Origin of the sequence: Rummeliibacillus sp. POC4 (genome assembly GCF_003576525.1) — a bacterium.
Taxonomy (GTDB): domain Bacteria; phylum Bacillota; class Bacilli; order Bacillales_A; family Planococcaceae; genus Rummeliibacillus.
In genome coordinates this window covers 1-26,491 of the sequence record NZ_QWUA01000062.1, presented here as the reverse complement: position 1 = coordinate 26,491, position 26,491 = coordinate 1, and the positions used below count along the sequence as shown (strand labels likewise).

Sequence of the window (26,491 nt, the reverse complement as noted above, 5' to 3'; positions counted from 1 at the left end):
GAATATAAAAGTTTAAATAATACTCCATTCTTCAATTCGATTTCTAAAAAGATGGGGTCATCTTTATAGTCAACATTCCTTTTTACTTTTAAATTTCCCCATTCTTTGATAAATTGGCTCGTTGATGCTGATGAAAAAGTGTGCAATCTACTGTCATCTTCATTGCTTAGAAGATAAATATTTTGCACATAGTCTTTTAGTGGATATAAATCTTTAGCTTTTTTAGCTTTTTTGTTTTGTTCTACGATAAATACTCGGTCCTTTGCAAATACCATGAAAGAGTCTGGATATCCCTTTACTTCATAAATAGGTGTTCCTATTTCAAGAAACGTTGCATCACCGTTTTTCAGCTTATGATCACTGCAAGCTTTACCAGCCATCTTATAGCTAACTTCTCCTAATTTCTTTCCTTTTTCAATAACTGAATTATTCTCTTCATCAACTAAATCTGACCGATGTTTATATTTTATATCATTTATCTTCAAAACATCTATCCAGCTTATCTCGGCATCAGGACATTTACCAATATGCCCAAATGGTGTGCTGCAAGAAGCTAGTATAGTAGAAATTATTATTAGCAATATAGCATTTTTTAGTTTCACGCATTCCACCCCCTACAGTTAGTTGGGATAAGTATGTATTTACTATCTATAGAGCCATTCCAATTGCACCTTGTATTTATATGGTAATTTTACCATAAATGAAGATTCATATGAATGTATCCCAATTTATTTTATACTAAAATTTTGAAACGAAACTTGCCTTTCTTACGTATATGAATTATAGAAAGGGAGGCGACTTTATGGAAAACAAAGGTTGTATTAAATGTGGCAGTAGAAATGCAGAGAAGAAGGAAGTTGCGATGACTGGAACTGGTTTGTCTAAAATGTTTGACATTCAGCACAATCAGTTTATCGTTGTCTACTGTAGGGATTGTGGCTATTCTGAGTTTTATAATAAAAAATCATCAACTGGATCGAATATACTTGATTTATTCTTTGGTTAATCAGTGAAAAATGGTGCAAGTTCAATACTTGAGTTGGATCTTGCACCCTTGTCAATCTTTGAACACAGCAAGAAATGGACAAAATAATGAATCAATCTTCATCATCTCTAAACAATTCTTTTAGAACTAGCTCAGGCGCTTCTATAAAACGTTTCGTTAAAATATAGTGCATTGTTTCCTCGTATCTTATCATTTCTATTTTTGCATGATCAAAATTATAGATTGTAGCATTTGGATAACCGAGCAAAATTGGTGAATGGGTGGCAATAATAAATTGCGATTCGTTTTCTAGGTCTTTGATGATCTTCATAAGACTTAGTTGCCTTAATGGCGAAAGGGCTGCTTCTGGTTCGTCCAATAAGTAGATTGCTTTTCCTCCAAATGAATTCATAAACAGTGAAAGGTACGATTCACCATGGGATTGGTGATGCAGCGATTTTCCTCCATAAGCAGCATATTTATTTGGATCTTCTAATGCATCAATGTAACTTGCAAAATGATAGAAAGTTTCCGCGCGAAGAAAAAAGCCCCTATTTACTTTAGGACTCCAAGATAAGCGAATATAATCCCCCAATACTGACTCGGCTTTAGCGACTTCAAAAAGATTATTTCTACTTCCACCAGCCACGTTAAATTCACATTTATCCGCAATCGCTTCTAATAGTGTCGATTTCCCAGTTCCATTTTCTCCTACAAAGAACGTTACATTACTCCGAAAATCAAGAGATTCAAAATTCTCTACCCATGGAATATTAAAAGGATAATTAGAAGAATCTAATACCTGATTTTTTAAATACGAAACTCGTTTTAGATACACCTATTCTCCTCCTTTCGTTTTATAATAATCCTTTTTTTGTATCTTTATGAAAATTAAGTTTAAATGAAATTAAGTAACCTGTATAGTCTTTTTCAAAAATTTGAGAATGGTTGGCAAATCGTTTTCAACATTATTTTCTATTATAATTTTGTACGACAAAATGTCCCGTAATGTTAGTTAACTACGGGACATTTTAGTTTTGATGATGATATTAGGTTACACTACTTAAGCTTTGATAAGATTTTCAGCCATTTTAGATAATGCCATAGCATTACTGCTTAGTTCTTGCATAGTAGCTGAGATTTCTTCAATCGATGATGCTTGGCTATCAGTTACTGTATTGATCTCTGAGAAAGAATGATCTAGTTGTTTAATGGAATCATTTATTTCTTGAATAATCACATCAATTTTAGCTACATTTTCTTTTGAGTTAAGTGCTAGTTTTCTAATTTCACTTGCTACAACGGAGAATCCTTTTCCATATTCGCCAGCTCTAGCTGCTTCGATTGACGCATTTAAACCAAGTAAATTACTTTGGTCTGAAAGATTCTTAACTGTTACAGAGATTTGTTTGATTTCTCCTGAGTTTGCAGTTACTGTTTTTAATTGGTCCGATACGTCTCCCATTTGGTTGGCGAGATTCGTTACAGAATTGGCAATTTCATTGATAGAAGCTGAAGTTTGTTCTGTGATAGCCGAAAGACTTTCAGCTACTTCGGACAATTGGTTGGCAGATGCTAAGCTTGTGCCAAGTCCGATTCCTCCAACGACTTTACCTGTATGGTCTTGAATAGGAATCGCTCTAGCTACTAAAGGAAATCCAAATAATTCTTTAGGTACAATCATAGCAGTATCTTTGTTTAATCTAATTGCATCTGTTATAACGTCTCCCTCAACCAATGGATCACCAGGTTTAACATTTAGATTAAACGTATCTCCAGGTACATTGATAATGAGCTTTTCTGTATCATAAATACCAATTGTAATATCATCTTGGACTAATCGTTTTAAATAAGGTGCAACTTTTATAAATGCATCTAAAATTTCATTTCTTTCTTCTTTGTTTAAAAGCTCTTCTTCTAAAATATGACTCATCGTTATTCTCCCTATATCTCAAATTAGTATGGTAATATACGTTTTCCGAAGTTAACAGCGATCCATTTTAAAGTGGTAAATTCCTCTAAGCTCCATTCCCCATTTAAACGACCGATTCCTGATTGTTTTTCGCCACCAAATGCAACAATTGGCTCATCATTAATCGTAATATCATTTACGTGAATCATACCTGTATGAACTTTTTTGGCAAACTGAACACCTCTTTCAATATTTGAAGTGTGAACTGCGCCACTTAACCCAAACTTCGTATCATTTGCCATACGAATAGCTTCTTCCTCCGTATCAAATGGAGTAATTGAAATAACAGGTCCAAATAGCTCTTCTTGTGCTACTTTCATATCACGTGTTACATTTATCAAAACGGTTGGTTCTACAAGATTGCCCACAGTGTTTCCTTTTAAAATGGCTTTGGCTCCTTCTGCAATTGCACTGTCGATTAAATCATTTAAACCTTTTGCTTGGCGTTCATTGATCACTGGTCCGATGATTGTTGACGGGTCTTGTGGATCCCCTACTTTTAGTTGTGATACTTTATCCACAAATTTCGTTAAAAATGCATCATATAAAGAACGATGTACGAATACTCTGTTCGCTGACATACAAATTTGGCCTTGATGTGTAAAGCGACTAAATACTGCTGCATTCACTGCATAATCTAAATCTGCATCATCTAACACGATGAAAGGACTATTGCCACCAAGTTCTAATAATGGTTTTTTAAAGTTTTGAATTGCTAATTGACCAATATGACTGCCTACTTTTGTAGAACCAGTAAAGGAAATAATTCTTGGGATTGGGTGTTCAACAAAACTATCCCCTATTTCACTTATATCCGTTACGACAACATTCAGTAAACCTTTAGGAATACCTGCTTCCTCAAAAATCTTCGCAATCAATGTTCCACCCATTACTGGTGTATTTTCATGTGGTTTTAATACAACACCGTTACCAGCTCCTAATGCGGGAGCAACTGATTTCATAGTAAGGAAGAATGGGAAGTTAAATGGACTAATAACACCAACAACTCCTGCTGGAATACGATAAAGGCGATTTTCTACATCATCAATAGTTGAAGGTAAAATCTTTCCTTCCATTCTTATTGGGAAAGTAGCAGCCTCTTTAATAATATTTTTGACTAGGCCTATTTCAAATGCTGCTTTTAAACGCGTTCCACCCAATTCTTCGATAATAATTTTTGTTATTTCTTCTTCATTTGCTTCAATATAGTTCACTGCATTTTCTAAAATTGTCCGTTTTTGATAAGGGTTGACCTGATCCCATTCTTCTTTTGCATTCTTTGCGGCTTGGTAAGCTAAATCTATGTCTTCCACATTCGCCATTTTATATGTACCAATAACTTCACCATTATATGGATTAGAATTGATTAATTTATTTGTACTTTTACCATCTCTCCACTCACCTGCAATATATTGTTTCTCGAAAATATCTTTTGATAACATAAGTAATTCCTCCTAAAATAAACTTCTCTATTACCATCGACTAAATTCGCTATTTTTCAACAAAAAACGGTATATTTCTATGCTATTAGTTTTACAAGATATAATACGACAAATATTTTTTAAAATAAAAACTCCAATCAACTTAATGATCAGAGCTGAATTTTTATCATTTTACAAAAAAACTAGAGACTGTTCCCAAGTTATTGGTACCAATCCCTAGTGAATTATCTTATTTATTTTTACGTTCTTGCGCATATTGTGCTGTTGCTGTGAAGACGACATCTGAAGATGAATTCAATGCTGTTTCGCAAGAGTCTTGGATTACCCCAATGATAAAACCAATACCAACAACTTGCATGGCGATATCATTTGGAATACCAAATAAGCTACATGCAAGAGGTATTAATAACAATGAACCACCTGCAACACCAGAAGCACCTGCAGCAGAAACGGCTGCTACCACCATCAAAATAATTGAAGTTGGAATATCTACATGAATATTTAATGTTTGAGCTGCAGCTAAAGTTAAGACAGAAATAGTAACTGCTGCTCCTGCCATATTAACAGTCGCGCCTAGCGGAATAGATACTGCATACGTATCACGATCCAATCCTAGTTTTTCGCAAAGTTTAATATTCACCGGAATATTTGCTGCAGAACTACGAGTAAAGAACGCTGTAATCCCACTTTCCTTTAGTGAAGTCAAAACAAGTGGATAAGGATTGCGACGTGTTGCTACAAAAACGATTAATGGGTTAACCACTAATGCGATAAAGAGCATAGATCCTACTAAAATGATTAACAGTCTTCCATATTCTAATAGTGAAGACAGACCGTTTGTTACAATCGCATCGAATACAATACCAATAATACCAAACGGTGCTAGATTAATAACCCATTGTACTACCTTAGAAATGGCATCAGAAAAGTTAACTAATACCCCTTTTGTTGTTTCACTAGCTTGTTTTAATGCTACACCTAATACAATAGCCCAAGCTAAAATACCAATATAATTTGCATTCATCAATGCATCTACCGGATTTGCAACTACATTTTGTAGAAGTGTTTGAAGAACTTCCCAAACACTACCTGGTGGTTTTAAATCACCTGAACTTTCCTTCAATGTAAGGTGAACCGGGAAGATGGCAGTTACAATAACTGCTACAGTTCCTGCCAAAAATGTACCAATTGCATAAAGAATAATGATAGTAGACATATTTGTCTTTTTACCACTTTTATGACCAGCAATAGCATTCATCACAAGTAATAATACTAATATTGGTGCAACTGCTTTTAGTGCTCCTACAAATAAAGTACCTAGAATAGGAACCCACGATGCTTTTGGAAATACTAAAGCTACAATAACGCCGACAATAATACCGATAATAATACGAGTTACGAGACTAATAGCATTCCATTTACTAATTAGTTTTTTCATACTGTTACCCCTTTTTCTTGTGCTTCTAATGCAAAAAACATGATGTCTTTCCACCCAAGAAAACACTTTGTTTTTGTATAAAATACATTCTATCATGAAATATTAGAATTGTGACATAATTTTTTAAATTTATGTTCTTTTTTATATCTTAATTATCTAACTTGAATGGAAATATGAAGTATTTGTATTTTACTAGTTTTTATAAATATAAATGTTATATTTTTACAAAAAATATTTGTAAAAATTAAAAATAATATTCTAATTATGTAAAATTAAGGGTAAAATAAAATGTATATCAAATGAAACATTAAAGGAGTTGTTAGCAGATTAAATCTCTAAAAATTATATTTCCTTTATTCATTTTATTTTTGCTCACAGGATGTTCTTCTAAAGCAAAAGAACCTGGTGATTTAAAATGGTTTAATAGTGAAGAAAAAGCGATAGCATATGGATTACAAGACGAAGAGATTAAAGAAAATGATGTATTAGAAATGCTAGATTTAAATGGCGAAAGATTTGTCGTTTATAAATTCAAAGTGCCTGAAGGAGAAGGTATCAACGTAGTACAAATCGCTAAAAAGAATAAAAAATATAGTTGGTACACGATTGCAAACAGAATCATAGTCAAATCGAAGCAAGGAAAATTAGATGCAAACGTAGAAATTGAAAGTAAAAAGGGGCAACAATTTAAACTATATACCGGAGTTGTAAAAGATCCAGAAAAGTCAGATGAATTAATCGAAAAAGAAGGGATTACCCCTATTATCGATCAAGAAGCAGGATTATATTATGCGATTAAAAGTTTGAAATAAATGAGTTCATCGCAAAGCGCAACACAACGTTCTGTCTTTTTAGAACGAGAATTAGTTGTTACTCCCGATTCCTTTTGTATAACTCTGGACTTCTTTTGCACAACTCAGACTTCCTTTTGTACAACTCAGACTTCCTTTTGCACAACTGGGGCTTCCTTTTAATCCATAAAAAAATATCTAAACTAGCAATGACCCATCCATAAAAAAATATCTAAACTAGCAATGACCCATCAAGTAGCAATGATGGGTTTTTTTTGTTTGTACCTAATTCCTACTAGGATATTTTCAAATTTAGAATTCATACGCATATACCGTTTTATATAACTCTACTAACTCGTCCTCTGTAGGTACTTTCGGGTTATTTCCCGGGCTTCCACTCGCCAAGGCATCGACAGTCATTTTCGGAATCGCTGCATAAAAGGCTTCTTTTTCTATCCCCCACTCCTGTAAGTTGCCAATTTTCATCTTTTTACACAATTTCTTTATCGAATGAATGAAAAGATTTGCTAATTCCTCTTTTGATAATTCTATTTCATCTTGATTAAAGAATTTTCCTAAATCTGCTAGTCTCTCAATACATGCATCTTTTGAATATTCCAAAACAGCTGGTAGTAACATCGCATTGGAAATTCCGTGTGGGACATGGAAAAGTGCTCCAATCGGACGCGACATGCCATGAACTAATGCCACAGAAGCATTTGAAAAAGAAATTCCAGCTTGCAATGAACCAATAGACATCGCCTCGCGTGCATCAAGAGCATTCCCATTTTCATACACCTGCAAGATATTTTTTACGATGAGTTCAACTGCAGATAATGCAAGCATATCTGAATATGGGTGAGCCAATCGTGAAATATAACTTTCAATGGCATGACTTAGTGCATCTATTCCAGTAGCAGCAGTAATAGATGGAGGAGAAGTTAACGTTAAAACAGGATCTACAATCGCAACATTCGGTAAAAAAGCAGGTTGCTTAATCATCATTTTCACATCATTTGTCGTGTTTGTAATGACGGTCGCATCTGTTGCCTCTGATCCCGTTCCTGCTGTAGTCGGTATAGCGATATGAGGAATTGGTGTTATTTCAGCTATCTTCTGCATTTTCATATAGTCCCCGATATATCCTCCATTTGTGGCCACAACTGCAATGGCTTTCGCAACATCGATACAACTGCCTCCACCAACAGAAATAATGACATCGCATTCTTCCGCTTGAAATAATTCAAGGCCTTCCGATACATACGTATCCACCGGCTCTGACTTAACGCCAAGGTATGAAACCATTTCTAATCCTTGCTCCTTTAAATAAGCAGAACATTGATCCACATAACCTAGACTCTCCATAATAGGATCGCTAATGATTAAAGCTTTCGTACCTAACTTTTTTGCATACTCCCCTACCTTTTCAAATGAGTTTCTTCCGTATATGATGGTACTTGGTGAGTTGACTGTAAAAATTTTTTGGGTTTGAATCATTGTATTTAGCCTCCTAGAATCCATAAATTTAAGCGATTTCATAATTTTATTTAATATCAAAAATAATTGATTAATAAAATCACTTTGTAGTGGTTATCTCTCATTTTATGAATTCTAACTACTAGATATTAATAATTACTCTGGAGTGATAGTTATAGTGTTAAATGTGCTAAAATTAATTTTTAAAATAAACATTCTTCAAGGAATTCTAATTAGGGGTTTTGTAAATGCGAACAATTGATATTGCAAAAAAAGCACAAGTTCATCCGAATACTGTTCGACTTTATGAAGAATGGCATTTTATCTCGCCAGTTCCTCGAAAATCCAATGGTTATCGAGTGTATTCAAATATACATTTGCAACAAATGTACATTGCACGGCTTGCCTTTAAACAAGAGTTTATACAAAATAATTTGCGAAAAATGGCGACGAAAATCGTTCGTCTCAGTGGACAAGAAAAGTTTACGGAAAGCATAGAGGCAGCAAATGTCTATTTGAAATTTTTAAAATCGGAGCTTGCATACACACGAAAAGCTGTTCAAATTGCCAATAAAATCCTACATGAGAAAACAGCTTCTACAAAAACATTCACACATAAAGAAGTCGCTAATCATCTACAACTAACAGAAGAGACACTTCGTAATTGGGAACGCAATGGATTATATTCTGTAAAAAGAAATAGACAAAATCGCCGACAATATGGTATGGAAGATATCCAAAAGTTACTTGTCATCCGCACGCTTCGTAGTGCCCATTTTTCTATTTCGAGCATCCATCATCTTTTTGAAGAGATTGAATCAGTTGAACAAGAGATAGATATTCATACTCTTTTAAACTCACCAAAATTCAAAAATGAATTTTATCACGTAACAGATGAACTTGAATTGAATATAAAAAAAGCAATGAAAGACGTATTGTCGATCATTGCAATTTTAGAAAAGCTACAATAATGGGGAAGGGTTATTTGTATCTACTAACATTGTTAGTTCATGCATTGCTCTTGTTGTAGCAATATAAAGTAACCCTTGGTTGAATGTGGTTTTATAGTTTGTTTCATTGACAAATGGAACAATGACTGCGTCGAATTCTAATCCTTTTGCATATTGAATCGTTGTTAAAAGTAGCCCTGTTTCAAACTTCTCTGTTTGTCCGTCTAATAGATGATACGGAACATTTTTAAGCTGTTCTTTGATGATTTTTAAATCTGCTTCTGTCTTACAAATAATGGCGGTTGTTTGATAATCATTTTGTATAGCTTTATGAATACTTGTCATCATTTCATTGAGTGTTTCATATGGTAGTTCTTTTGGGGCTTCTCCGTGACGAGCAATTGGATTAATATCACCGGTTCGCATAAATTTCTTCGCATACATCGCAATTTCATAAGAAGATCGGTACGTTGTTGTAAGTTCCACGTATTCCAACTTCGCGAAAATCTCTTCAAATGCTTTCTTTGAAATCGTTTCATATGGAAGAAGTGCCTGACTAAAATCTCCGATGATTGTTCGTTTACACGTAAACACTTTTTCAAGAACTGCATATTGAATGGGTGTGTAATCCTGCATCTCATCTAATACGAAGTGCTGCACCAATTCATATGTTTTGATTCCTTCAAAAAATATTTTCACATATAGATAAGGATACACATCGTTAAATTCAAAATGCTTTTTATTGAAATGAAATAGCTCGTCCCCTAGTTCATGTATAAAAGCTTCGTACACATCGAAGGGTGTTGTATAAGTTAAGCGTTTCTTTAAACGCTTTATAATTTCATTTTTACTTGGGAATTTTCCTTCTCCGTTCCGCTTAGATTTAAGAACTTGAATCACATCATCAGCCATTAGTTCCAAACGTGTAAAAACCGGTTCTTTAGCATACTGTACGAAGCGACGTAACAGATACTCCCCTGTAAACTCAACATCTGCAATCGATATAGTTTCATTCTTAAATAAATGCGCATTCAAATTTTCTAAGAATGTCTGTAATTGCTGTACAAATTGACCGTTTGCTTTTGCCCCTGCTCTTTTTGCCAACTCTCCTGTTGGATCTGTTAATATCCTTTTCGTTTCTTCTTCAAACGATGTGAAAGTATACGTTTTTGACAATAGATTTGTCGTCAACTCATCTAAGGTAAATGAACGAATTGGTTGTTCCCCAAGTTCTGGTAATACAGAAGAAATATAATCACCAAATACCTTATTTGGAGACAAGATGAAAATTCGACTTGCTTGCAGGGTATCCCTATACTTATACAAGTAATATGCAATTCGATGTAAGGCAACCGCTGTTTTCCCTGATCCCGCCACTCCTTGAATAATGACATTATAAGCCGATTCGTTCCGCACAATTTTGTTTTGTTCTTTTTGAATAGATGTGACGATTGTTTTCATTTTTTCATTTGCATGTTCATTTAACGTCTTTTGTAAAACAGCATCTTGAATGGTAAGAGAACTATCTATTGCATAAATAATCTTAGAGTTTTCAATTTTGAACTGACGTTTTCCAATAATTTCGCCATGAAAACGTCGGTCCATCGCATCATAATATGCTTCACCGAGTTCAAATTCATAGTACATATTACAAACAGGTGCACGCCAATCATAGATAAGTGGATTCCCTTCTTCATCTCTAAAACCAAATCTTCCAATATAAAAGCTTTCTGCGTCCTCTCTTTCTTCTCCTTCATAGACAAAGTCAAAACGGCCGAAATATGGAGAATCGATTAACTTTTTAATATTCTCTCTTTCCACTACTTGCGCAAACCCTTGCTGATCAATCATGCTTAACGTTTGCTGATAATCATATACTTCAAATTTATCCAATTCACTTTTATAGTCAATCATATATTTTTGTAAATTTTTGAAGCTTTGATCTTGATTTGTAATATCCTTCGATAACCTTTTATATGCTTTCTCAAGGCTCAATAATGTATTTTCAAAATATTTCATTTCCTTTGTATCAATCATTCATAAGCCCTCCTATTAAAACCGTATCGCTAGTTTAGCAAAGTCTTTTTCGCTGGTGTTTAAGTGGAGGGTTTGGTTTATAATTTTTGCAGCAAAAAAGGAGAATTGTTTATGATTGAAACAATTCTCCGTCTACTAGATTGTATTCCTAAATGTATTATAAGAATGGTTGAAGTCATTTCCCTCCCATGATGAAAAATTATTTTAAAGACGTTTTACGAATCTACTTTCTTGTTATATAAAATCGACTAATGATAACAATTGATAAAATTAAACCTATGACAAGTGAGATATACGTCAATCTCACCCATAAATCGACATAAGGATAGACAAAGAAGAAAATATGAGGCCATGGCATAAAGGTTCCCTGTGTACTAATTTCCATGATTGTATAAACTAATATGCAGGAAATGGTAATCTCAAAGTTTTTGATGATCATAAGCAATGCACTACTTCCTAAAAAGTAGCATAATGCTAAAAGAATCGTATGGGCCATTACCTGTGGGGTATGAAAAAAAGGATCGACAAAACAAAAAACAATCGCTATACAAAGCCCATCTACTAACCCATAACGTAAAAGATCTAGCCAAGCGGTTTGACGATAATAGGGCAAAAGAATTTCATTTGCTCCCTCATCAAATAAATAACTATAATGTAAGAGTAAATGGACTCCACAAAAGCTAACAGCTAATACCTGGAAAAAAATATAGTCACGATTCTCATCTGGCGATATATAGATACAAAGAATGGCTAAAGCATATGCAATAAATGGAAGAAAGAAGAAAAACTGCTGTAATTTTAGATCAAACCTGAATAAGTAGGAAAGTTTCTTCATAGCAAATCCTCTTGTAATAGCGCTAGGTATCCATCCATCAATCGAGGACTAACCGACTTTCCAATGTCATCATCCTCACTCAAAATCCTTACACGAATTTTCTCTTCTTGTTCTTCCAAATAGACAACCTCATGCTTTAAAATAAAATCATCCAAGTCTTCTTTAGAAATCAGCAGATCGAATGTTTTATGTTTGGCATAATCTTTTAACGCATCCGGTACACCCTCAAATAATTTCTTTCCTTTTCTTATGACACCAATTTTCGTACATAAAAATTCAATATCTTCTACGATATGGGAGGAAATGATAATCGTATGATTACCGCCCAATACTTTCAATAAGTTGCGAAAGCGAATTCGTTCCTCAATATCTAGCCCTGCTGTTGGTTCATCGAATATCAAAATAGATGGCTTTCTTAGCAGAAGCTGGGCGATTCCCACTCTTCTACGCATTCCGCCAGACAATTCATGAATTTTTTTATGTCTTTGTTCAGAAAGATTGACCACTTCTAATACTGCATCAATTTCTGTTGCAATAAGAGAAGGATCGACAATTCCTTGTAGAACTGCAATATGTTCTAAAACTTCAAAAATCGTTAGCTGCGGATAAAACTGAAAATCTTGTGGTAGATAACCAATGGAACCTACTCGTTTGACATAAGTTCCTCTACTTATGAGTTCCTCATTTAAAAAAACTTCGCCATCATCCATCTTGGATAGTCCTGCAATAATTTTCATAACGGTTGTTTTTCCTGCTCCATTTGGTCCTAAGAGGCCATAAATCCCCGTTATATGAAGCGATAATTGCGATAATATCGGTTGTTTTTTTATCTTTTTTGAAAGATTTTTAATATATAGGTCCATTATTTTCGATTCCCCTTTAGCCAACTATGAATTTCCTTCCAGGTAGTCGCTTCCTCCATATGTGCATACCAGTATTTCAAAAATTCCTGTTGCTCTTTCAATGGTTCCCCTTGAAATTCCTCTAAAACTTTCGTACCTTCCTTTACAGATGGGACATTGAAATCCTCTAAATCCCACCTAAATTGAATTTGATCTAATACATTGAGTTTACGATTCATCCAACTGGTTGCTGCAAGGCGCCAAGCATCATAGAATGGGCTTTTTTTCGGTGCAATGATGATCGGTATCATCTCTGTAGGAATTCCTTCCAAAGTATCCTTAGATGCTAATGGATACAATGAGCTAGTATCATAAACGAAATGATCCTCATTTATTAATTTAGCTACTCCATTAGTTATATTCTGAGTTAACACAATCTTCGAAGGCAATCGATTCACAACGGTTGGACCAATTTCTTTGGCATATGTCAATAGCTTTTCCTGAAAGGTAAGAAAGGTGGGCGCACTTTCTGTAATATCTGGCCAATCACTAGGATACGTTATGTGGTAACCCCCTGTTTCCAACGTTTTCCCTTGCCCCACGATCAATGTGACCGCCTGAGCCTTTCCTTCATAAACGCCACCCTTTTTCGGTAAATTGATAAACAATAGATTGTCTTTCGTTTGAATGGTCATCTTAACTGCTTTGCTATTCTTATTGGGAATAAAACCGACACCAATTCCATCTCTATTTATACGATACATTTGATCATTATTTTTCTTTGGATACCAAGCTATATTTCCAATGAGTAACTTTCGATTTCTTAAAATAGGATGAAAATTTGTTGATCGGAGGGTATAGGTAAATTGTAATTGATCAACTGGTTTCTTTAAATGAAGGGTAATCAGATCCCCATACCGTTCATAGGAAACCGCTCGATGATTATTGGTAATCGACTGAATATCGTACGCGTGATAAAGCTGAAAAGTAGGCCTTATTGTCCTCATATTCTTTAGTGACACTGTTACTTGTAGCTGATTCCCATCTAGTTGCATCACATACTGCCGGATATCATACGCTTCATTTGTCTTGCTTTTTGAATGGGAAAGCTTTTGATAATATTTAACTTCTTGATCGTAATCCGCATTATTCCACATATTTGGCATCCATAAGATCGCCATTTTCCCTACGATCAGTAGCACTATCGGAAGAACAATTAAGAGATTTCGGATCCGCTTTCGTAAGGCAAAATCCTGTGCCCATCGAAGGGAGAGAAGAAAAAAGAACTCGCTCAATAAAAACAGCCAAAATAGAAAGCGCAATTCATATGCCAAGCTAATATCATAACCAATAAATGATTTATAAGCACTGTTTATGTTGCTCATACTAAATGAAAGCAGAATCTTCCAATCCTTTGCCGTGATGTTATCAAAAATAGACCCTAAAAATTCTGAATTCATTCCTCCCGTGACAATCCATCCAACCGCGATAAAAAAGAAGCTGATTTTACGCTTGCCACAAATAATCGCTACTAGGATCCCCATAAAGAAATAGAGAATCATCGGTTCTAACAAAAAGGTCATGATGAAGCGAAACAATTCTGCATATAAAAAAGTCATGCCTAGCCCATTGATTAAAAAATAAAAACTATAGAATCCATATGTAATAATGGCTAATGCTAGTTGAAAAAGGCTATGCACCACCCACATCGCTGAAATTTTTTCGACCATAATCCGATGCCCATCTGTAAAAAAGGTCTGAATCCCATATTGAAGCTCATTGGAAACGACTTGATAGGCATAAATCATATAAAAAATGGAAACAATTTGGACAACGCCGCTGATTTCCGACGGTAAATTGCCAAAATCCTGTATATGAAATTGATCAAATTTATGCAACATGATCCGGCTTATGACAAGGATAATCAGCGCTATACTCGCACCCATATATAACTTACTTTTGACAAATTGCTTACAATAAAAGTGAAACAACCATTTCCACCGCATCACAATTCTCCTTTTAAGGTAAAAAGAGATGCACGATACTCTTGGAAAGAATGCATCTCTTTTTTAGCATATTAGTTTACTGTTATTTTCATAAAGTCATTTAAAACGATTACATTTACTTTTTCACTAAAAAATAGTTCATAATAACATTCAAAAATTTTAATAATATACTATTTTTTCTAATATATTACATATATAGATTAAGATAAATTTTATCTACATGTCAATATGTATTTACTGACAAATCTTTGTCTTCTTCTTTACAAAAGTTAATCATTTATAAAATCACGAAGTACTGATAGAAATTAATGCCTTTTTATTTTGGCTGTTTCACAGATCTTCTCAATTCAATCCCGTCACGATATAAAAAAGGAGAATCGTTCCTGATTGAAACAATTCCCCATTTTTAGATTTAATGCTATTTATAATATATTTTTATTCGCTACTGGAACTAAATAAGCTGGCATTTCTTCATTTAATCGCCAGATGATGCTCATAGGTTGGCTTCCTGAATGACTTACATATTCGGCTGTTCCAAGAAATACAAATGGTGAAGTATAGCCATTTTCGGTTTTATAGTTTCGTACAAACAATGCAATTTGGTGATGATTTCTTTTATGTGTGATATAACGTTTTGCAGTTTTACTATCTGCTTTTACACCACTTTGTGTTTGCCAATGGAAAAGTCGTTCGTTAATCGCATAATCTTCATACAAAGTAGAAGGAGAAAATTCTTTTTCAGACTTGTTTAATGTGATGAAAAAGATATCTAGATGATGATCTGCAAAATGTTTTACACCTTCTCGGAATGTTGGACTTTTCTCTTCGTTATAATACCCTAAAGCCGCAAGTACTTGAGCAGTCGTATACTTACTATGGACACCTAACGGACATTCAAAGTGTAGGTCATTTTCTTTTTCCATCAAATCAATAGATTCATATAAATAGTCGACAATTTCTAAAATTTCTCGTTTAAATTGTTCAATGGATAAGATACTGTCCATACCTCCTTCAATTGATTCGAACCCTTCATCTTTTGGATGTTTTTGATAGAAAGTGTAATACAACATGGCAAGCATTAATTGTTCTTCAGATGATTGAATCGTCGAGTTTTTTATATAGTTAATGATAAATTGTAAAAACTTTCTTGAGTTCAGATGAAATAATTTTGAAATTCGTTTTGTTAATGTCTTTTCATTTGGAAATTCAAAATCATCAGCTAAACCAGCTTGTACTTTCATACGACAGAAACTACGATCTCCACTTGTTCCGTAAAAATCATAAAGAGAAAGATGGTAATGATTTAAAAAATTAGCCAGTGTCAATTCTTGCTCCGTATTTGCTTCAAAATATTTCATCTTCGCCATTAGATTGTTACGCGTATTTTGGCTACTCTTTACATTCCTTAAGATATATTCTTTCGCTTGTTTTTCTAATTGAATAAAGCATCCTTTCGGTAGTTGTGAAAATCCATTCTCAACATAATGACGTACGGAATGTTTTGTTTTCCCTATTAACGCTTTAAATTTATCCTCAAAGTTATAATTTTTGTGAGCTTGTCCAACAAAATCTAAAACCGTTAAACATTCTTTTTCATCCGCTAACCGCAGTCCTCGACCAAGCTGTTGTAAAAACACCGTCAAGCTCTCTGTAGGCCGTAAAAACAAAATGGTATTGATCTCTGGAATGTCTACCCCTTCGTTATATAGATCGACAACAAAGATAAACCTTATCTCTCCACTAACTAGTCGCTTTTGTACTTCATTTCGAATTTTTGAGTCAACATTCCCATATAGAGCCTCGGCCGGAATCCCTGCATCGCAAAAGAATTTCGCCATATATTTGGCGTGTTCAATAGATACGCAAAATCCTAGTCCCTTTACTTCATTAATATCTGTGACATATTTATAGATACTTTTGATAATATGACGACTTCGTAAATCATTTGAAATATAAACATTTTCAAGTTCTTTAATGTCGTAACCTCTTCGACTCCATTTTAATTGGTCTAAATCGACAGTGTCACTCACACAAAAATACTGGAATGGACTTAGTAACTTTCGATCAATCGCTTCTGTTAATCGCATTTCAGCAGATATTCTTTCATCAAAGTAAGTCAATATATTTTTTCCATCCATACGTTCTGGTGTTGCTGTTAGACCAAGCAGAATTTTAGGGTGATAATGTTCTAATAATTTCTGATACGAGTGAGCAGCTGCATGATGAAACTCATCCACGATAATAAAATCATAATAATCCGGAGTAGTTCGTTCATACATCTTTTTACTATTAAAACTTTGGATTGAAACAAATAAATGGTCAAATGAGTCCGGTTGATAATTCCGTACCAGTATGTCTCCAAAATTCGGATCTTTTAAAATAACGCGGAAGGTTTCTAAACTTTGTTTCAAAATTTCTTCTCGATGGGCAACAAATAATAATTTTGCAGACGGATGCGTTTTTCTAAATTGTTTGAAGTCAAAAGCCGAAATAACTGTTTTCCCTACACCTGTTGCAGCAACTAGTAGATTTTTATTTCGCCCATATACTTCTCTTTCTACTTGTAACTTCTCTAAAATTTCTTTTTGATAAAAATAAGGTTGAATATCAAATAAGTAATAGCGTTCCTCTTCCTCTTTTACTTTAGCTTTTGATAATGCCCTTTTTAATAAAAGCTGATCTTCCTGACTTTCAGCACTATACAGTTTGAACTCATTGTCATTCCAATAGCTTTCAAAAGTCGCTCTATATTTTTCGAGAATATCAAAAGAATCCTTTTCCGTTACTTTCATATTCCATTCTAATCCAGAAGTTAAAGCTGGATTAGATAAATTAGATGATCCAATATACGCAGTACTAAATCCTGTTTCTCTTTCAAATAAATATGCTTTTGCATGAAGTCTTGTGCGATCCACGTCGTATGATATTTTGATCTCAGTATTCGAAAGTTTACTTAATTCTTGGATAGCTTTAAAATCAGTTGCTTCCATATAAGAAGTTGTGATAATCCTAAGTCTATTTTCCGGATTTGAGGTAAACGTTCGAAGCTCTTCCATAATACAACGAAGACCACTCCATTTTATAAACGAAACTAACATATCGATGGAATTAGCTGTTACAATTTCCTTCTTCATTTCCTCCAACATATTGGGTTCATATTTGGAACCAGTAAATAGAGAACTTTGTGAAAGTGGCGTAACAGGACGTATGACATCACGCTTTTTCAAGCTTCTAGCAGAGTTAAGTCGTGAATAGATGGAAGTAAGGACCTCCCCCTCCTCTTCGATTTGCAACTGACGAAACTCTTCATCATCCAAACGCTCACTCAACGTTCTAATAATGTCATTACATGTACGAATCTGATCAACAAGTGCTTGCTTTGGATCATTCTTTTCGTTGTCTCGTACAAAACGAAGTGCTTTTCTCGTAACTAGTGATATATAGGAAGAAAGTAATTTTCTAGCTTCTTCTACATCCAACTTTTCTTTACCAATATCAAAAGTTGTTATATCTTAATCTCGCATCTCTTGTTTTAGCTTTTGGTTTATGATTTCCTCGTAGATTCCTTGTTTTAACATTGTAAGACCCCGATCTCTTGACGTTAGAATTAAATTTTTCATTTACTTTTGTTTTTAGAAATATGTATTTTGGCGATATTACTTAAAAATATCTTAGCAATAATATGAAAAAGCCTCAAGATCTACTAGTTCTAAACCTGGACTTGCACGTAAAGTAAAACCTTCTAATTTGAATAGTGTATTATATATTTATAAATTTCAATCGATTGCCTTCTTTACGACTAATTTTTTATATTATGAAAATGAATAAAACTGAAAGGATATACTGTACATGAATTTAACGAATTTCCAAAATTATATTTCCAGTACAATCGTGAAACGAGGGAAAAATTATTTTAAAAATGGGCATATAGTTGAACTTACTCAATTGACAAACACAGATTGGGAAGCAACCGTAGAAGGAACGGATGATTATACAGTTCATGTGAAATTATCATCTGAAGAAGAGATTACATCTTCAAGATGCAACTGTCCTTATGATGGTACTTATTGCAAACACGAAGTTGCTGTTTTCTACGCATTGCAAGACGAACCAAAAATGGTGCTCAACCATCCACCACTAGAAACGATTCTTATTGAACAAACAAAAGATTCACTTATTCACTTTCTACTAGATGTAGCTCATGAGGATTCACATTTCCAGCAAAGAATTTTAAAATCTTTTATGAATGATACTATTTCGCAAACAAATCTATTAAAAAAAGCAGAAAAGACTATATTAAAACCAATGAAAAATGCATTAAAGAAAGGGTATATCTCATCGAGTGAAGAGGACTTAGTATTAATTGGTGTAGAAGAAGTCATTAACCAAGTGCATGATTTGATCAAACAAGGAGAACTTCATTTAGCCAGTGAGCTTACGCTACTCTGCTTTTCAAAAACAGCTAAACTTTATGATATTTCAAATCATACATTGATGATAGAAGAAGTGTTAGAATTGTGCGTTAGCCTTTTAGATGAGGTTATTCCTAAAGGGGTTACTAGTTGCTCCATCGAACAGCAAGAAGATATCTTAAGAAAACTTTTCGACGTTGCTATTGAAACAGAAGAGGATTATTGGAAGCTTGAACTTTTGAAACAGGCATTACCATTTTGTGAAGACCCAGTATTTTCAAACGCTTATTGCACAACTATTCCAAAGATATCTTTCAATAGTGAAGATTTTGGAGAACAAGCAGAAGCTTTAATACTCCGTGCGCTCATTATTTCACAAGATGAAGAACAGATTCAATTATTTATAGATAAGCATCGACAAAATCCGCACGTTCGCGAAACATTAATCCACATTGCATTTGAGGATGAAGATTTCGAAAAAGCACTTAAACTAGCATCAGAAGGAATTGACAGTGATTTTGGAAAAGTAAAACTACGCTCAAAATGGGAGCAATATGCTTATAATGCACATCAAAAGTTAGGAAATCAAGAAGCTATGCGTGGAATAGCCTTTATGCTTGCTGCTGAAGGAGACTTGTATTTTTATCAAGAACTAAAAGAATTGTATGATCACTCGGAATGGAGCAACATCGTCCAAGATTTAATCGTTGCATTTGATGAACTAGCTAACTATCCTTCATGGTACCCTGATCTTCTTATTAATGAGAGAGAATTTGCAAAACTGCTCAACTATTGTCAACAATCTCCGAGCCGCATTTATACGTATTCCACTTATCTAAAAGAGGATTTTTCGGAAGAAGTTAAAGCATTATTCTATCAAGACATCAAGAAACAAGCTATAACTGTAGCGAATCGTAGTGGTTACCAAATATTGCGAGGTGCACTTCAACAATTTTGTGATGCTGGATATGAAACCGATGTGAAAGAAATCACCGAACAATTAAAGGAAATGTATCCGAGAAGGACAGCATTACATGAAGAACTTCGGAAGATAATATGGAATAAGTGACGGGGTATCCTGAATGTGGGATTTTGAAATCGCGGGAGTTTGGTCTGATTTCGCGGAAGTTTCACTCAAAACCGCGGGAGTTTGGAGGAAAGTAGCGGATATTCAATTCTAAATTAAAAATTAGAATAAGAAAGTAAGCTATATTCTTGAAAATTATTAAGATGTGTCCATACCTAATCGGGATTTTCTTTTCTTGAAAATCATACAGTCTCCACGTATACTATAACTATCAAAAACATAAATTAAAAAGACCGCCGATGTTAGAGCATCGAACGGTCAATTAGATAGTTGGTTCCCTTAAGGGGATTGGCTGTATGGAGTAAATAGCCCATCTGAGCCGCTAACTCAAGGATGGGTTATTTTTTATGGTTTTTAAATGAAAGTATTGACACCATCAATGCAGCAAATGCAATTGCAAACATTAATGCTTCATATACTGTCATAGGCACCACCCCCTTTCTAACGGGAGGGAGCCAACCACCCTTGAGCACCAACTATAAATAGACAATACCAAAAGTATATTCTTATTAAAAGTAAAATCTCTAATTCTATAAGTTACATATATCGGATTTATTATAGAATTTTGAAACTTTATCTCCTTTTTTAACGTATAGTAGAAAAGGAGGGATTTAAATGACAAGAAATAATTGGCTATCTTATTTTTGGAAAATTCTATGGATTATCGGACTAATCGTATTAGCTAGACTCAGTTTTAGTTATGAAATTCAAATAAAACAATCTGCGAATGAAACATTTTCTTTAATTCCTTTGATTTGGTTTAAATTAATTGTCTCTATTGTATTTGGTCTCTATCTTTCTCTTATTTTCGTGAAGAAATGGACATTTAATATAAATCCATCATTATTATGGTGTATATCAATACCAGCTCTACTACTATCGTTTACATATCCAACACTCGCATATGTTAAAGATTTGCCTGAACTTATAGCTAATTCATCTATTTTGTATTGGCTTATTAATGTTACATCTTCTTCAAATATTTTTGGAATTGTTGCAGGTTTATCTTTAATACTAAGTCTTTTTAATGATTCACGTAGCTATGGAGATTAATAAAAAATGCCAGGCACCCTACATAATTTAAGTCGTTTCAATCTATTACTTCAGTTGTCAGGTGCCTGGCATTTGTATAAATCATATGCAGAATCTATGAAGTTGATTATTTTCCACTTTTTATATCATTAAACTATATTCTATATTGAGATAGGTCCGCACCTACTCGAAATTTGCTTTTCTTGAAAATTATATAATCTCTACGTATACTAGACTTAGTAAGAGCATAACTTAAAAAGACCGTCGATGTTGTGGCATCGAACGGTCAATTAGATAGTTGGTTCCCATAAGGGGATTGGCTATGATTTGTGGGATAACCCACCCAAGCTGAGCTGTCAACTCAAGGGTGGGTTATTTTTTATGGTTAAATGACAGAATTGTGATCACTAACGTTGCAAATGCAATTGCAAACATTAATGCCTCGAATACTGACATGGCACCACACCCTTTTTTGGGAGTGAGCCAACCACCCTTGAGTTCCTACTATCTTAAATAGATAATTCCATTCTTATTAAAAGCAAAATCTCTAATTCTATCTAAGTGTATATAAGTTCCATATACTGTTTGAAAAAAAGTGCTAGGCACCCGACACAGTTGAGAAGTCATTAAATCTATACCTTCAACTGTGAGGCTCCTAGCACTTGTATAATAATATCTAGAATCTATGAAGCTTGATGCTCTTCTACTTTTTCTTTTGTAGATTCTTCTCTTTCTTTTTGGCGATCTGCTTTCCATCCCCAATACGATGCTAGTATTGGGCCTGAGATGTTGTGCCATACACTGAAAATGGCACTCGGTACTGCAGCTAACGGACTAAAATGCGCCATTGCTAGAGCTGCACCAAGTCCTGAATTTTGCATACCTACCTCGATTGATACCGCTTTTTGATCTTCGTAATTTAGCTTTAATAATTTGGCTACAAAGAATCCGAGTAGCAAACCTAAACTATTATGTAAAATGACTACCGCAAAGATTAATAATCCCGTATCAAGAATTTTATCGCGACTTCCACTTACTACAGCAGCAACAATTGCAACAATCGCTACTACTGAAACAATTGGCATAGCACCATTCACAGCTTTGGTTTTATTTTTGAAAATAAGTTTAACGATGATTCCTAAGATAATTGGTATTAATACCATTTTAACAACAGAAAGGAACATATCTCCTGCTGATACGTTTAACCATTCACTTGCTAAAAAATAAATAATAGCTGGAGTCAATATAGGTGCAAGTAAAGTAGTAATAGACGTGATTGTCACAGATAAAGCAGTATTTCCTTTTGAAAGGAATGTCATAACATTTGAAGCTGTTCCCCCTGGACAAGATCCTACTAAGATGACGCCGACTGCAACTTCTGGTGATAATTGTAGTACTTTTGCTAAAACGTATGCCAAAGATGGCATGATAATAAATTGCGCCAAAACACCAATAATAACACCTTTTGGTTCCTTCAAAACTAATTTAAAGTCTCCTACGGATAATGTCATCCCCATACCAAACATGACAATTCCAAGTAACAATGATACATAAGGCCCAATCCAAGTAAATAGATCGGGAGAATATAATGCAAGGCCTGCTAGTAACAATACCCAAAGTGCAAATGTATTCCCAGCAAACTTACCAACCTTTTCTAACATATCCATGTTATCAACCTCCTATTGTTTTATCATTATAATAAAAATATTTAAAATTATCAAACTATTTTTAAAATTAACTAGTCACCATTACTTCAGTAGATATCCATTTCATAGATAATTGTTTTTTAGTATAAGATTATAACCTATCAATCTCTATAAAATATTTATCTACGTATCTGAATTTTTCGGGGATTTGGGCATGAAAATGAAATTCGCGGAAGTTTAGATGAATATCGCGGAAGATTCGCACAAAACCGCGGAAGGTTGGAGGAATTTCGCGGGAGTTTTACTCAAAACGCGGAAGATCTATAACACTTACTCGAAATTTGAATTTCTTGAAAATTATATAATCTCCACGTATACTAAAATTATCAAAAGCATAAATTAAAAAAGACCGCTGATGTTAGAGCATCAAACGGTCAAATTGATAGTTGGTTCCCTCAAGGGGATTGGCTGTTATTATGGTTAAAATAACCCATCGAGCTGCTAACTCAAGGATGGGTTATTTTTTATGGTTAAATGACAGAATTGTAATCACTAACGTTGCAAATGCGATTGCAAACATTAATGCCTCAAATACTGACATGGCACCACCCCCTTTCTAACGGGAGTGAGCCAACCACCCTTGAGTACCGACTATCTCAAATACTATTATAGCAAACATACGTTCTTTATAAAATGTTTTGTTATGAACGTAAGACACTCGTTACATCATTCGAATTGCAAGTGCATATAGATCGGTGTTGTCTATTCTAAAATCTGTTCCGAAGTAAATAACAAACTCTAATTCTTGAGTGCTGTGGTTCCGCCTTACCTCCCCAATCCCAGTAAAAGGTATATTCTGTTGACGTTTTAACAGACGTTCTATTGTATCAAATTTATTTAGATATGTTCTGTTTTTAGGCTCTTTAATAAATGCCTCTTCAAACACAACCTTTATTTCTTTTTGATCTTCTAAAACTGTGATGGTTGCAATCTCTCCTTGAAGTTTTACCTTTTTGATGTAGCCCATCAATAAGCAGTTCTTTCCTATATGAGATGAATCTAGCTGAGAAACTTTTCTTTTTTTTAGGTTAGGACCTCTTCTTTTTAATAGTTGTCTAGCCGTTTGCTCATCAAATAATGTTAACTGTATACCTTGCGATTCTTTTCTTCCACTTTTTTTAGGATTGTGATTTGATATATTTTGAGTTTTCAATTCTTCAAGTGACTTTTTCTCTTCTTCCGACATTGTTAAGATGGAATATGCTTCACTTAATGCTTTCTGTCTACGCTCAAATTCAATTCCAACAATTACATCAACAGCTGCAACTTGTTCCTTTTCGACGGTGTAATGATCAAATCTATATTGACAACTTTGGGAATGTAAATTATATTGCCATGTTCTAAAATGAGATTTTTCACCACTACTATAGATTAACTTAGCATTGCAATTTGGGGTTGGACAATACAGATTCCCCCTGAGCTCTTTATAATATTTTTCGCGTGATACATCTGATAAAGATATTAAAGTAGGATTTGCTCCAACATTCAGCCTTGCTTCTGGAATTCTCATCATATCACCTCTTAGATTAATAGATACTTCTCTTAAAAAGGTAGAATTGATGTACATCGTGCTGTATAAACTGTCTATTACCACAAATCTAAATTACTTATAAGTTAACTCGAATTCTTTCTTTTGAAATACTCATCACAAAAAACATCTGCATCAAGTCATCTCGAGTTAGTCTACATTCCTTTAAGCATTCATGCACTTCTTAACCAACTATTTCAAAAGTTCTACTTATACTAACTATTGATACAATTACAGCAATATATATTACCATATTATACAATATAACCCTAATTTAATTGAAATAATTACAATATCCACGTATACTAAAATTATCAAAAGCATAAAATTAAAAATGACCGCTGATGTTATCCCATCAAACGGTCAATTAGATAGTTAGTTCCCTTAAGGGGATTGGCTGTTATTAGGTTAAAATAACCCATTCGAGCGGCTAACTCAAGGATGGGTTATTTTTTATGATTAAATGACAGAATTGCAATGACTAACGTTGCAAACGCGATTGCAAACATTAATGCTTCAAATACTGTCATGGCATCACCCCATTTCTTAGCGGGAGTGAGCCAACCACCCTTGAGTACCAACTATCTTAAATAGATTATATCAAACATACGTTCTTTATAATAATAAAAATATTTAATTCCTTACTAATTTTAATCTCTTAAGATTTTTATATGGTACTACACATATTAGGATTAGTACTAACGAAAATTACTCCATTTTACTAACCTTCTCATCATAAATCACTTGAAGTTTTTCTAAAATTATTTGCAAATCCTTATTGTTGTACATTGCATTGAACACATTCATTAACTCCACTTCTTCCAAGCCTTCAATTGATATAGTTTCAGAATGAATACGATTATATTTAGCCTCTAGGGACAATCCCTTTTTACTAAAGTTAATATCCTTTTCTTTCAAATTCTCCATCAGAAAAACTCGTTTTTCGGCTTCAATCGGACCAACTTCTAACGTAAAGTATATTTTTTCTGGGTTAATGTTCATCCAAAATAAGAATGGTCCATTATCCCACCACCATTTTTCTCTTGTTTCACCCAACTTCTCTTTAAATGCATCAAACAACGGGATTTTAAAAGATAGATTTCTTGAAGAAGTACGATAATGTGATTCCGGGATGTTCTTCATTTCCATCCATCTTTTAAATGCAAGTTGAATTTTGTCTTTAGCTTCATCAGAAGTTGAAATCACTTCTTTTTCCTTCACTTTTTCACTAGTAGTCTTTTCTTTATTTAAAATGGACGCTACTTGTTTTCGTAACAATGAAAATTCTGAGCTATTATACAAATCCAGCATTGCTTGAGTGAGTTCCTCCATATCATCCCACTTATTGACATCTACTTTTTGCGTGTAAATTCGTGTATAACGTGCTTTTTCTAATTTAGAATTTTCTCTAAAAGATAAACCGACTGTTTCTAATCCTTCGAGTAGTGAAAGACGTCCAGCATACTGGATTGGTCCCACTTCAGCGATCAGACGCAAACGATGATCATTCGTTTGCTCAAACCAAACAATCAATCCCTTTCCTAACCAATAGTTTGGTTCACGCAATTGAATTTTACTAATAGCTTGCCATTCAGGAGGTAACAAGTTTGGAACAGTTGGATGAGCATTATAGAGAACATCTTCATCAAACTGTTGTTGAACGAATTGTTCAAAGCTATAGGATAAAATATTTTGTCCATGTTTGAAAATATAATTAATGGTATTTTTATACTTTGTCATGAATTCAAATTGATACCCTGATTGAAAATGTAATTGCTTATACTGTGTGGATGTTTCTTCAAAAAGCGCATCAATTATTGGCTTATGATTTCGATAAATTTCAATTGCTTGTATGATTTGATCTTGATTCGGATAAAATTTTTCTTTTAATATTTGATCATAATCTTCGATAAATTTATAAACATCATCACTTATTTGATCCTTATATAACT

22 protein-coding genes and 1 pseudogene are annotated in these 26,491 nt (G+C 34.0%); 5 read left to right on the top strand and 18 right to left on the bottom strand.

Going from position 1 to position 26,491, the window contains the following annotated elements; all coding sequences use genetic code 11:
- Positions 1–602: hypothetical protein (locus tag D1606_RS14585; RefSeq protein WP_119416754.1), on the bottom strand; the 602-nt coding region annotated here is incomplete at its 3' end.
- A 200-nt stretch (positions 603–802) separates the two neighbouring features.
- Here D1606_RS14585 and D1606_RS14580 point away from each other — a divergent pair.
- Complete coding sequence (locus D1606_RS14580) at positions 803–1,006, top strand: zinc ribbon domain-containing protein (RefSeq protein ID WP_119416753.1); 204 nt, start codon at positions 803–805, stop codon at positions 1,004–1,006.
- Positions 1,007–1,097: 91 nt separating this feature from the next.
- On the opposite strand, the gene D1606_RS14575 is transcribed toward D1606_RS14580, so the two are convergent.
- From D1606_RS14575 to sstT, 4 genes are all read right to left on the bottom strand, one after another.
- On the bottom strand, positions 1,098–1,823 hold the full coding sequence (locus D1606_RS14575) for an AAA family ATPase (RefSeq protein WP_119416752.1): 726 nt from the start codon (positions 1,821–1,823) through the stop codon (positions 1,098–1,100).
- A 225-nt stretch (positions 1,824–2,048) separates the two neighbouring features.
- Complete coding sequence (locus D1606_RS19255) at positions 2,049–2,918, bottom strand: methyl-accepting chemotaxis protein (protein WP_119416751.1); 870 nt, start codon at positions 2,916–2,918, stop codon at positions 2,049–2,051.
- 23 nt (positions 2,919–2,941) lie between these two features.
- Positions 2,942–4,399 carry a benzaldehyde dehydrogenase gene (yfmT, locus tag D1606_RS14565; RefSeq protein WP_119416750.1) on the bottom strand — a complete coding sequence of 486 codons (1,458 nt, stop codon included), beginning with the start codon at positions 4,397–4,399 and terminating at the stop codon, positions 2,942–2,944.
- A 229-nt stretch (positions 4,400–4,628) separates the two neighbouring features.
- On the bottom strand, positions 4,629–5,837 hold the full coding sequence (gene sstT / locus D1606_RS14560) for a serine/threonine transporter SstT (RefSeq protein ID WP_119416749.1): 1,209 nt from the start codon (positions 5,835–5,837) through the stop codon (positions 4,629–4,631).
- 368 nt (positions 5,838–6,205) lie between these two features.
- On the opposite strand from sstT, the gene D1606_RS14555 reads away from it, so the two are divergent.
- Positions 6,206–6,649, top strand: a complete 444-nt coding sequence (locus D1606_RS14555; RefSeq protein ID WP_119416748.1) for a hypothetical protein — start codon at positions 6,206–6,208, stop codon at positions 6,647–6,649.
- A 291-nt stretch (positions 6,650–6,940) separates the two neighbouring features.
- Here the strand turns inward: D1606_RS14555 and D1606_RS14550 are convergent, their stop codons facing one another.
- Positions 6,941–8,125: an iron-containing alcohol dehydrogenase gene (locus D1606_RS14550; protein ID WP_119416747.1), complete on the bottom strand. Its 1,185-nt coding sequence runs from the start codon at positions 8,123–8,125 to the stop codon at positions 6,941–6,943.
- A 227-nt stretch (positions 8,126–8,352) separates the two neighbouring features.
- On the opposite strand from D1606_RS14550, the gene D1606_RS14545 reads away from it, so the two are divergent.
- Complete coding sequence (locus tag D1606_RS14545; protein WP_119416746.1) at positions 8,353–9,075, top strand: MerR family transcriptional regulator; 723 nt, start codon at positions 8,353–8,355, stop codon at positions 9,073–9,075.
- On the opposite strand, the gene D1606_RS14540 is transcribed toward D1606_RS14545, so the two are convergent.
- From D1606_RS14540 to D1606_RS14520, 5 genes and pseudogenes are all read right to left on the bottom strand, one after another.
- Entirely contained in the window at positions 9,067–11,091 is a 2,025-nt protein-coding gene (locus tag D1606_RS14540) for a HelD family protein (RefSeq protein WP_119416745.1), read from the bottom strand. The two genes, D1606_RS14545 and D1606_RS14540, sit on opposite strands and share 9 nt — an antisense overlap.
- 223 nt (positions 11,092–11,314) lie before the next feature.
- A complete protein-coding gene (locus tag D1606_RS14535; RefSeq protein WP_119416744.1) occupies positions 11,315–11,926 on the bottom strand; it encodes a hypothetical protein in 612 nt (203 codons plus the stop codon).
- Positions 11,923–12,789 (bottom strand): ATP-binding cassette domain-containing protein, encoded by an 867-nt coding sequence (locus D1606_RS14530; protein ID WP_119416743.1) that lies wholly within the window; start codon positions 12,787–12,789, stop codon positions 11,923–11,925. The genes D1606_RS14535 and D1606_RS14530 overlap by 4 nt, the downstream gene beginning before the upstream one ends.
- Positions 12,789–14,774, bottom strand: a complete 1,986-nt coding sequence (locus D1606_RS14525) for a hypothetical protein (protein WP_119416742.1) — start codon at positions 14,772–14,774, stop codon at positions 12,789–12,791. Before D1606_RS14525 ends, D1606_RS14530 begins: the two co-directional genes overlap by 1 nt.
- 422 nt (positions 14,775–15,196) lie before the next feature.
- Positions 15,197–18,352, bottom strand: a pseudogene (locus tag D1606_RS14520) (DEAD/DEAH box helicase).
- Positions 18,353–18,623: 271 nt separating this feature from the next.
- On the opposite strand from D1606_RS14520, the gene D1606_RS14515 reads away from it, so the two are divergent.
- Positions 18,624–20,255 (top strand): SWIM zinc finger family protein, encoded by a 1,632-nt coding sequence (locus D1606_RS14515; RefSeq protein WP_119416741.1) that lies wholly within the window; start codon positions 18,624–18,626, stop codon positions 20,253–20,255.
- 356 nt (positions 20,256–20,611) lie between these two features.
- Here D1606_RS14515 and D1606_RS19125 read toward each other — a convergent pair whose 3' ends face one another.
- A complete protein-coding gene (locus tag D1606_RS19125) occupies positions 20,612–20,698 on the bottom strand; it encodes a putative holin-like toxin (protein WP_233548123.1) in 87 nt (28 codons plus the stop codon).
- Between the two features lie 190 nt (positions 20,699–20,888).
- On the opposite strand from D1606_RS19125, the gene D1606_RS14510 reads away from it, so the two are divergent.
- Positions 20,889–21,326 carry a hypothetical protein gene (locus D1606_RS14510; protein WP_119416740.1) on the top strand — a complete coding sequence of 146 codons (438 nt, stop codon included), beginning with the start codon at positions 20,889–20,891 and terminating at the stop codon, positions 21,324–21,326.
- Positions 21,327–21,677: 351 nt separating this feature from the next.
- Here D1606_RS14510 and D1606_RS19350 read toward each other — a convergent pair whose 3' ends face one another.
- The 6 genes from D1606_RS19350 to D1606_RS18830 all read right to left on the bottom strand — a co-directional run.
- Positions 21,678–21,761, bottom strand: coding sequence for a putative holin-like toxin (locus D1606_RS19350; protein WP_369973814.1), 84 nt, complete (start codon positions 21,759–21,761; stop codon positions 21,678–21,680).
- Positions 21,762–21,988: 227 nt separating this feature from the next.
- Positions 21,989–22,972 (bottom strand): bile acid:sodium symporter family protein, encoded by a 984-nt coding sequence (locus D1606_RS14505; RefSeq protein WP_119416739.1) that lies wholly within the window; start codon positions 22,970–22,972, stop codon positions 21,989–21,991.
- A 496-nt stretch (positions 22,973–23,468) separates the two neighbouring features.
- Entirely contained in the window at positions 23,469–23,552 is an 84-nt protein-coding gene (locus tag D1606_RS19345; RefSeq protein WP_369973814.1) for a putative holin-like toxin, read from the bottom strand.
- A gap of 120 nt (positions 23,553–23,672) precedes the next feature.
- Positions 23,673–24,521, bottom strand: coding sequence for a hypothetical protein (locus D1606_RS14500; RefSeq protein ID WP_119416738.1), 849 nt, complete (start codon positions 24,519–24,521; stop codon positions 23,673–23,675).
- Positions 24,522–24,985: 464 nt separating this feature from the next.
- Entirely contained in the window at positions 24,986–25,069 is an 84-nt protein-coding gene (locus tag D1606_RS19340; protein WP_369973813.1) for a putative holin-like toxin, read from the bottom strand.
- Between the two features lie 178 nt (positions 25,070–25,247).
- A partial coding sequence (locus D1606_RS18830; RefSeq protein ID WP_158582394.1) for a hypothetical protein occupies positions 25,248–26,491 on the bottom strand: 1,244 nt, incomplete at its 5' end.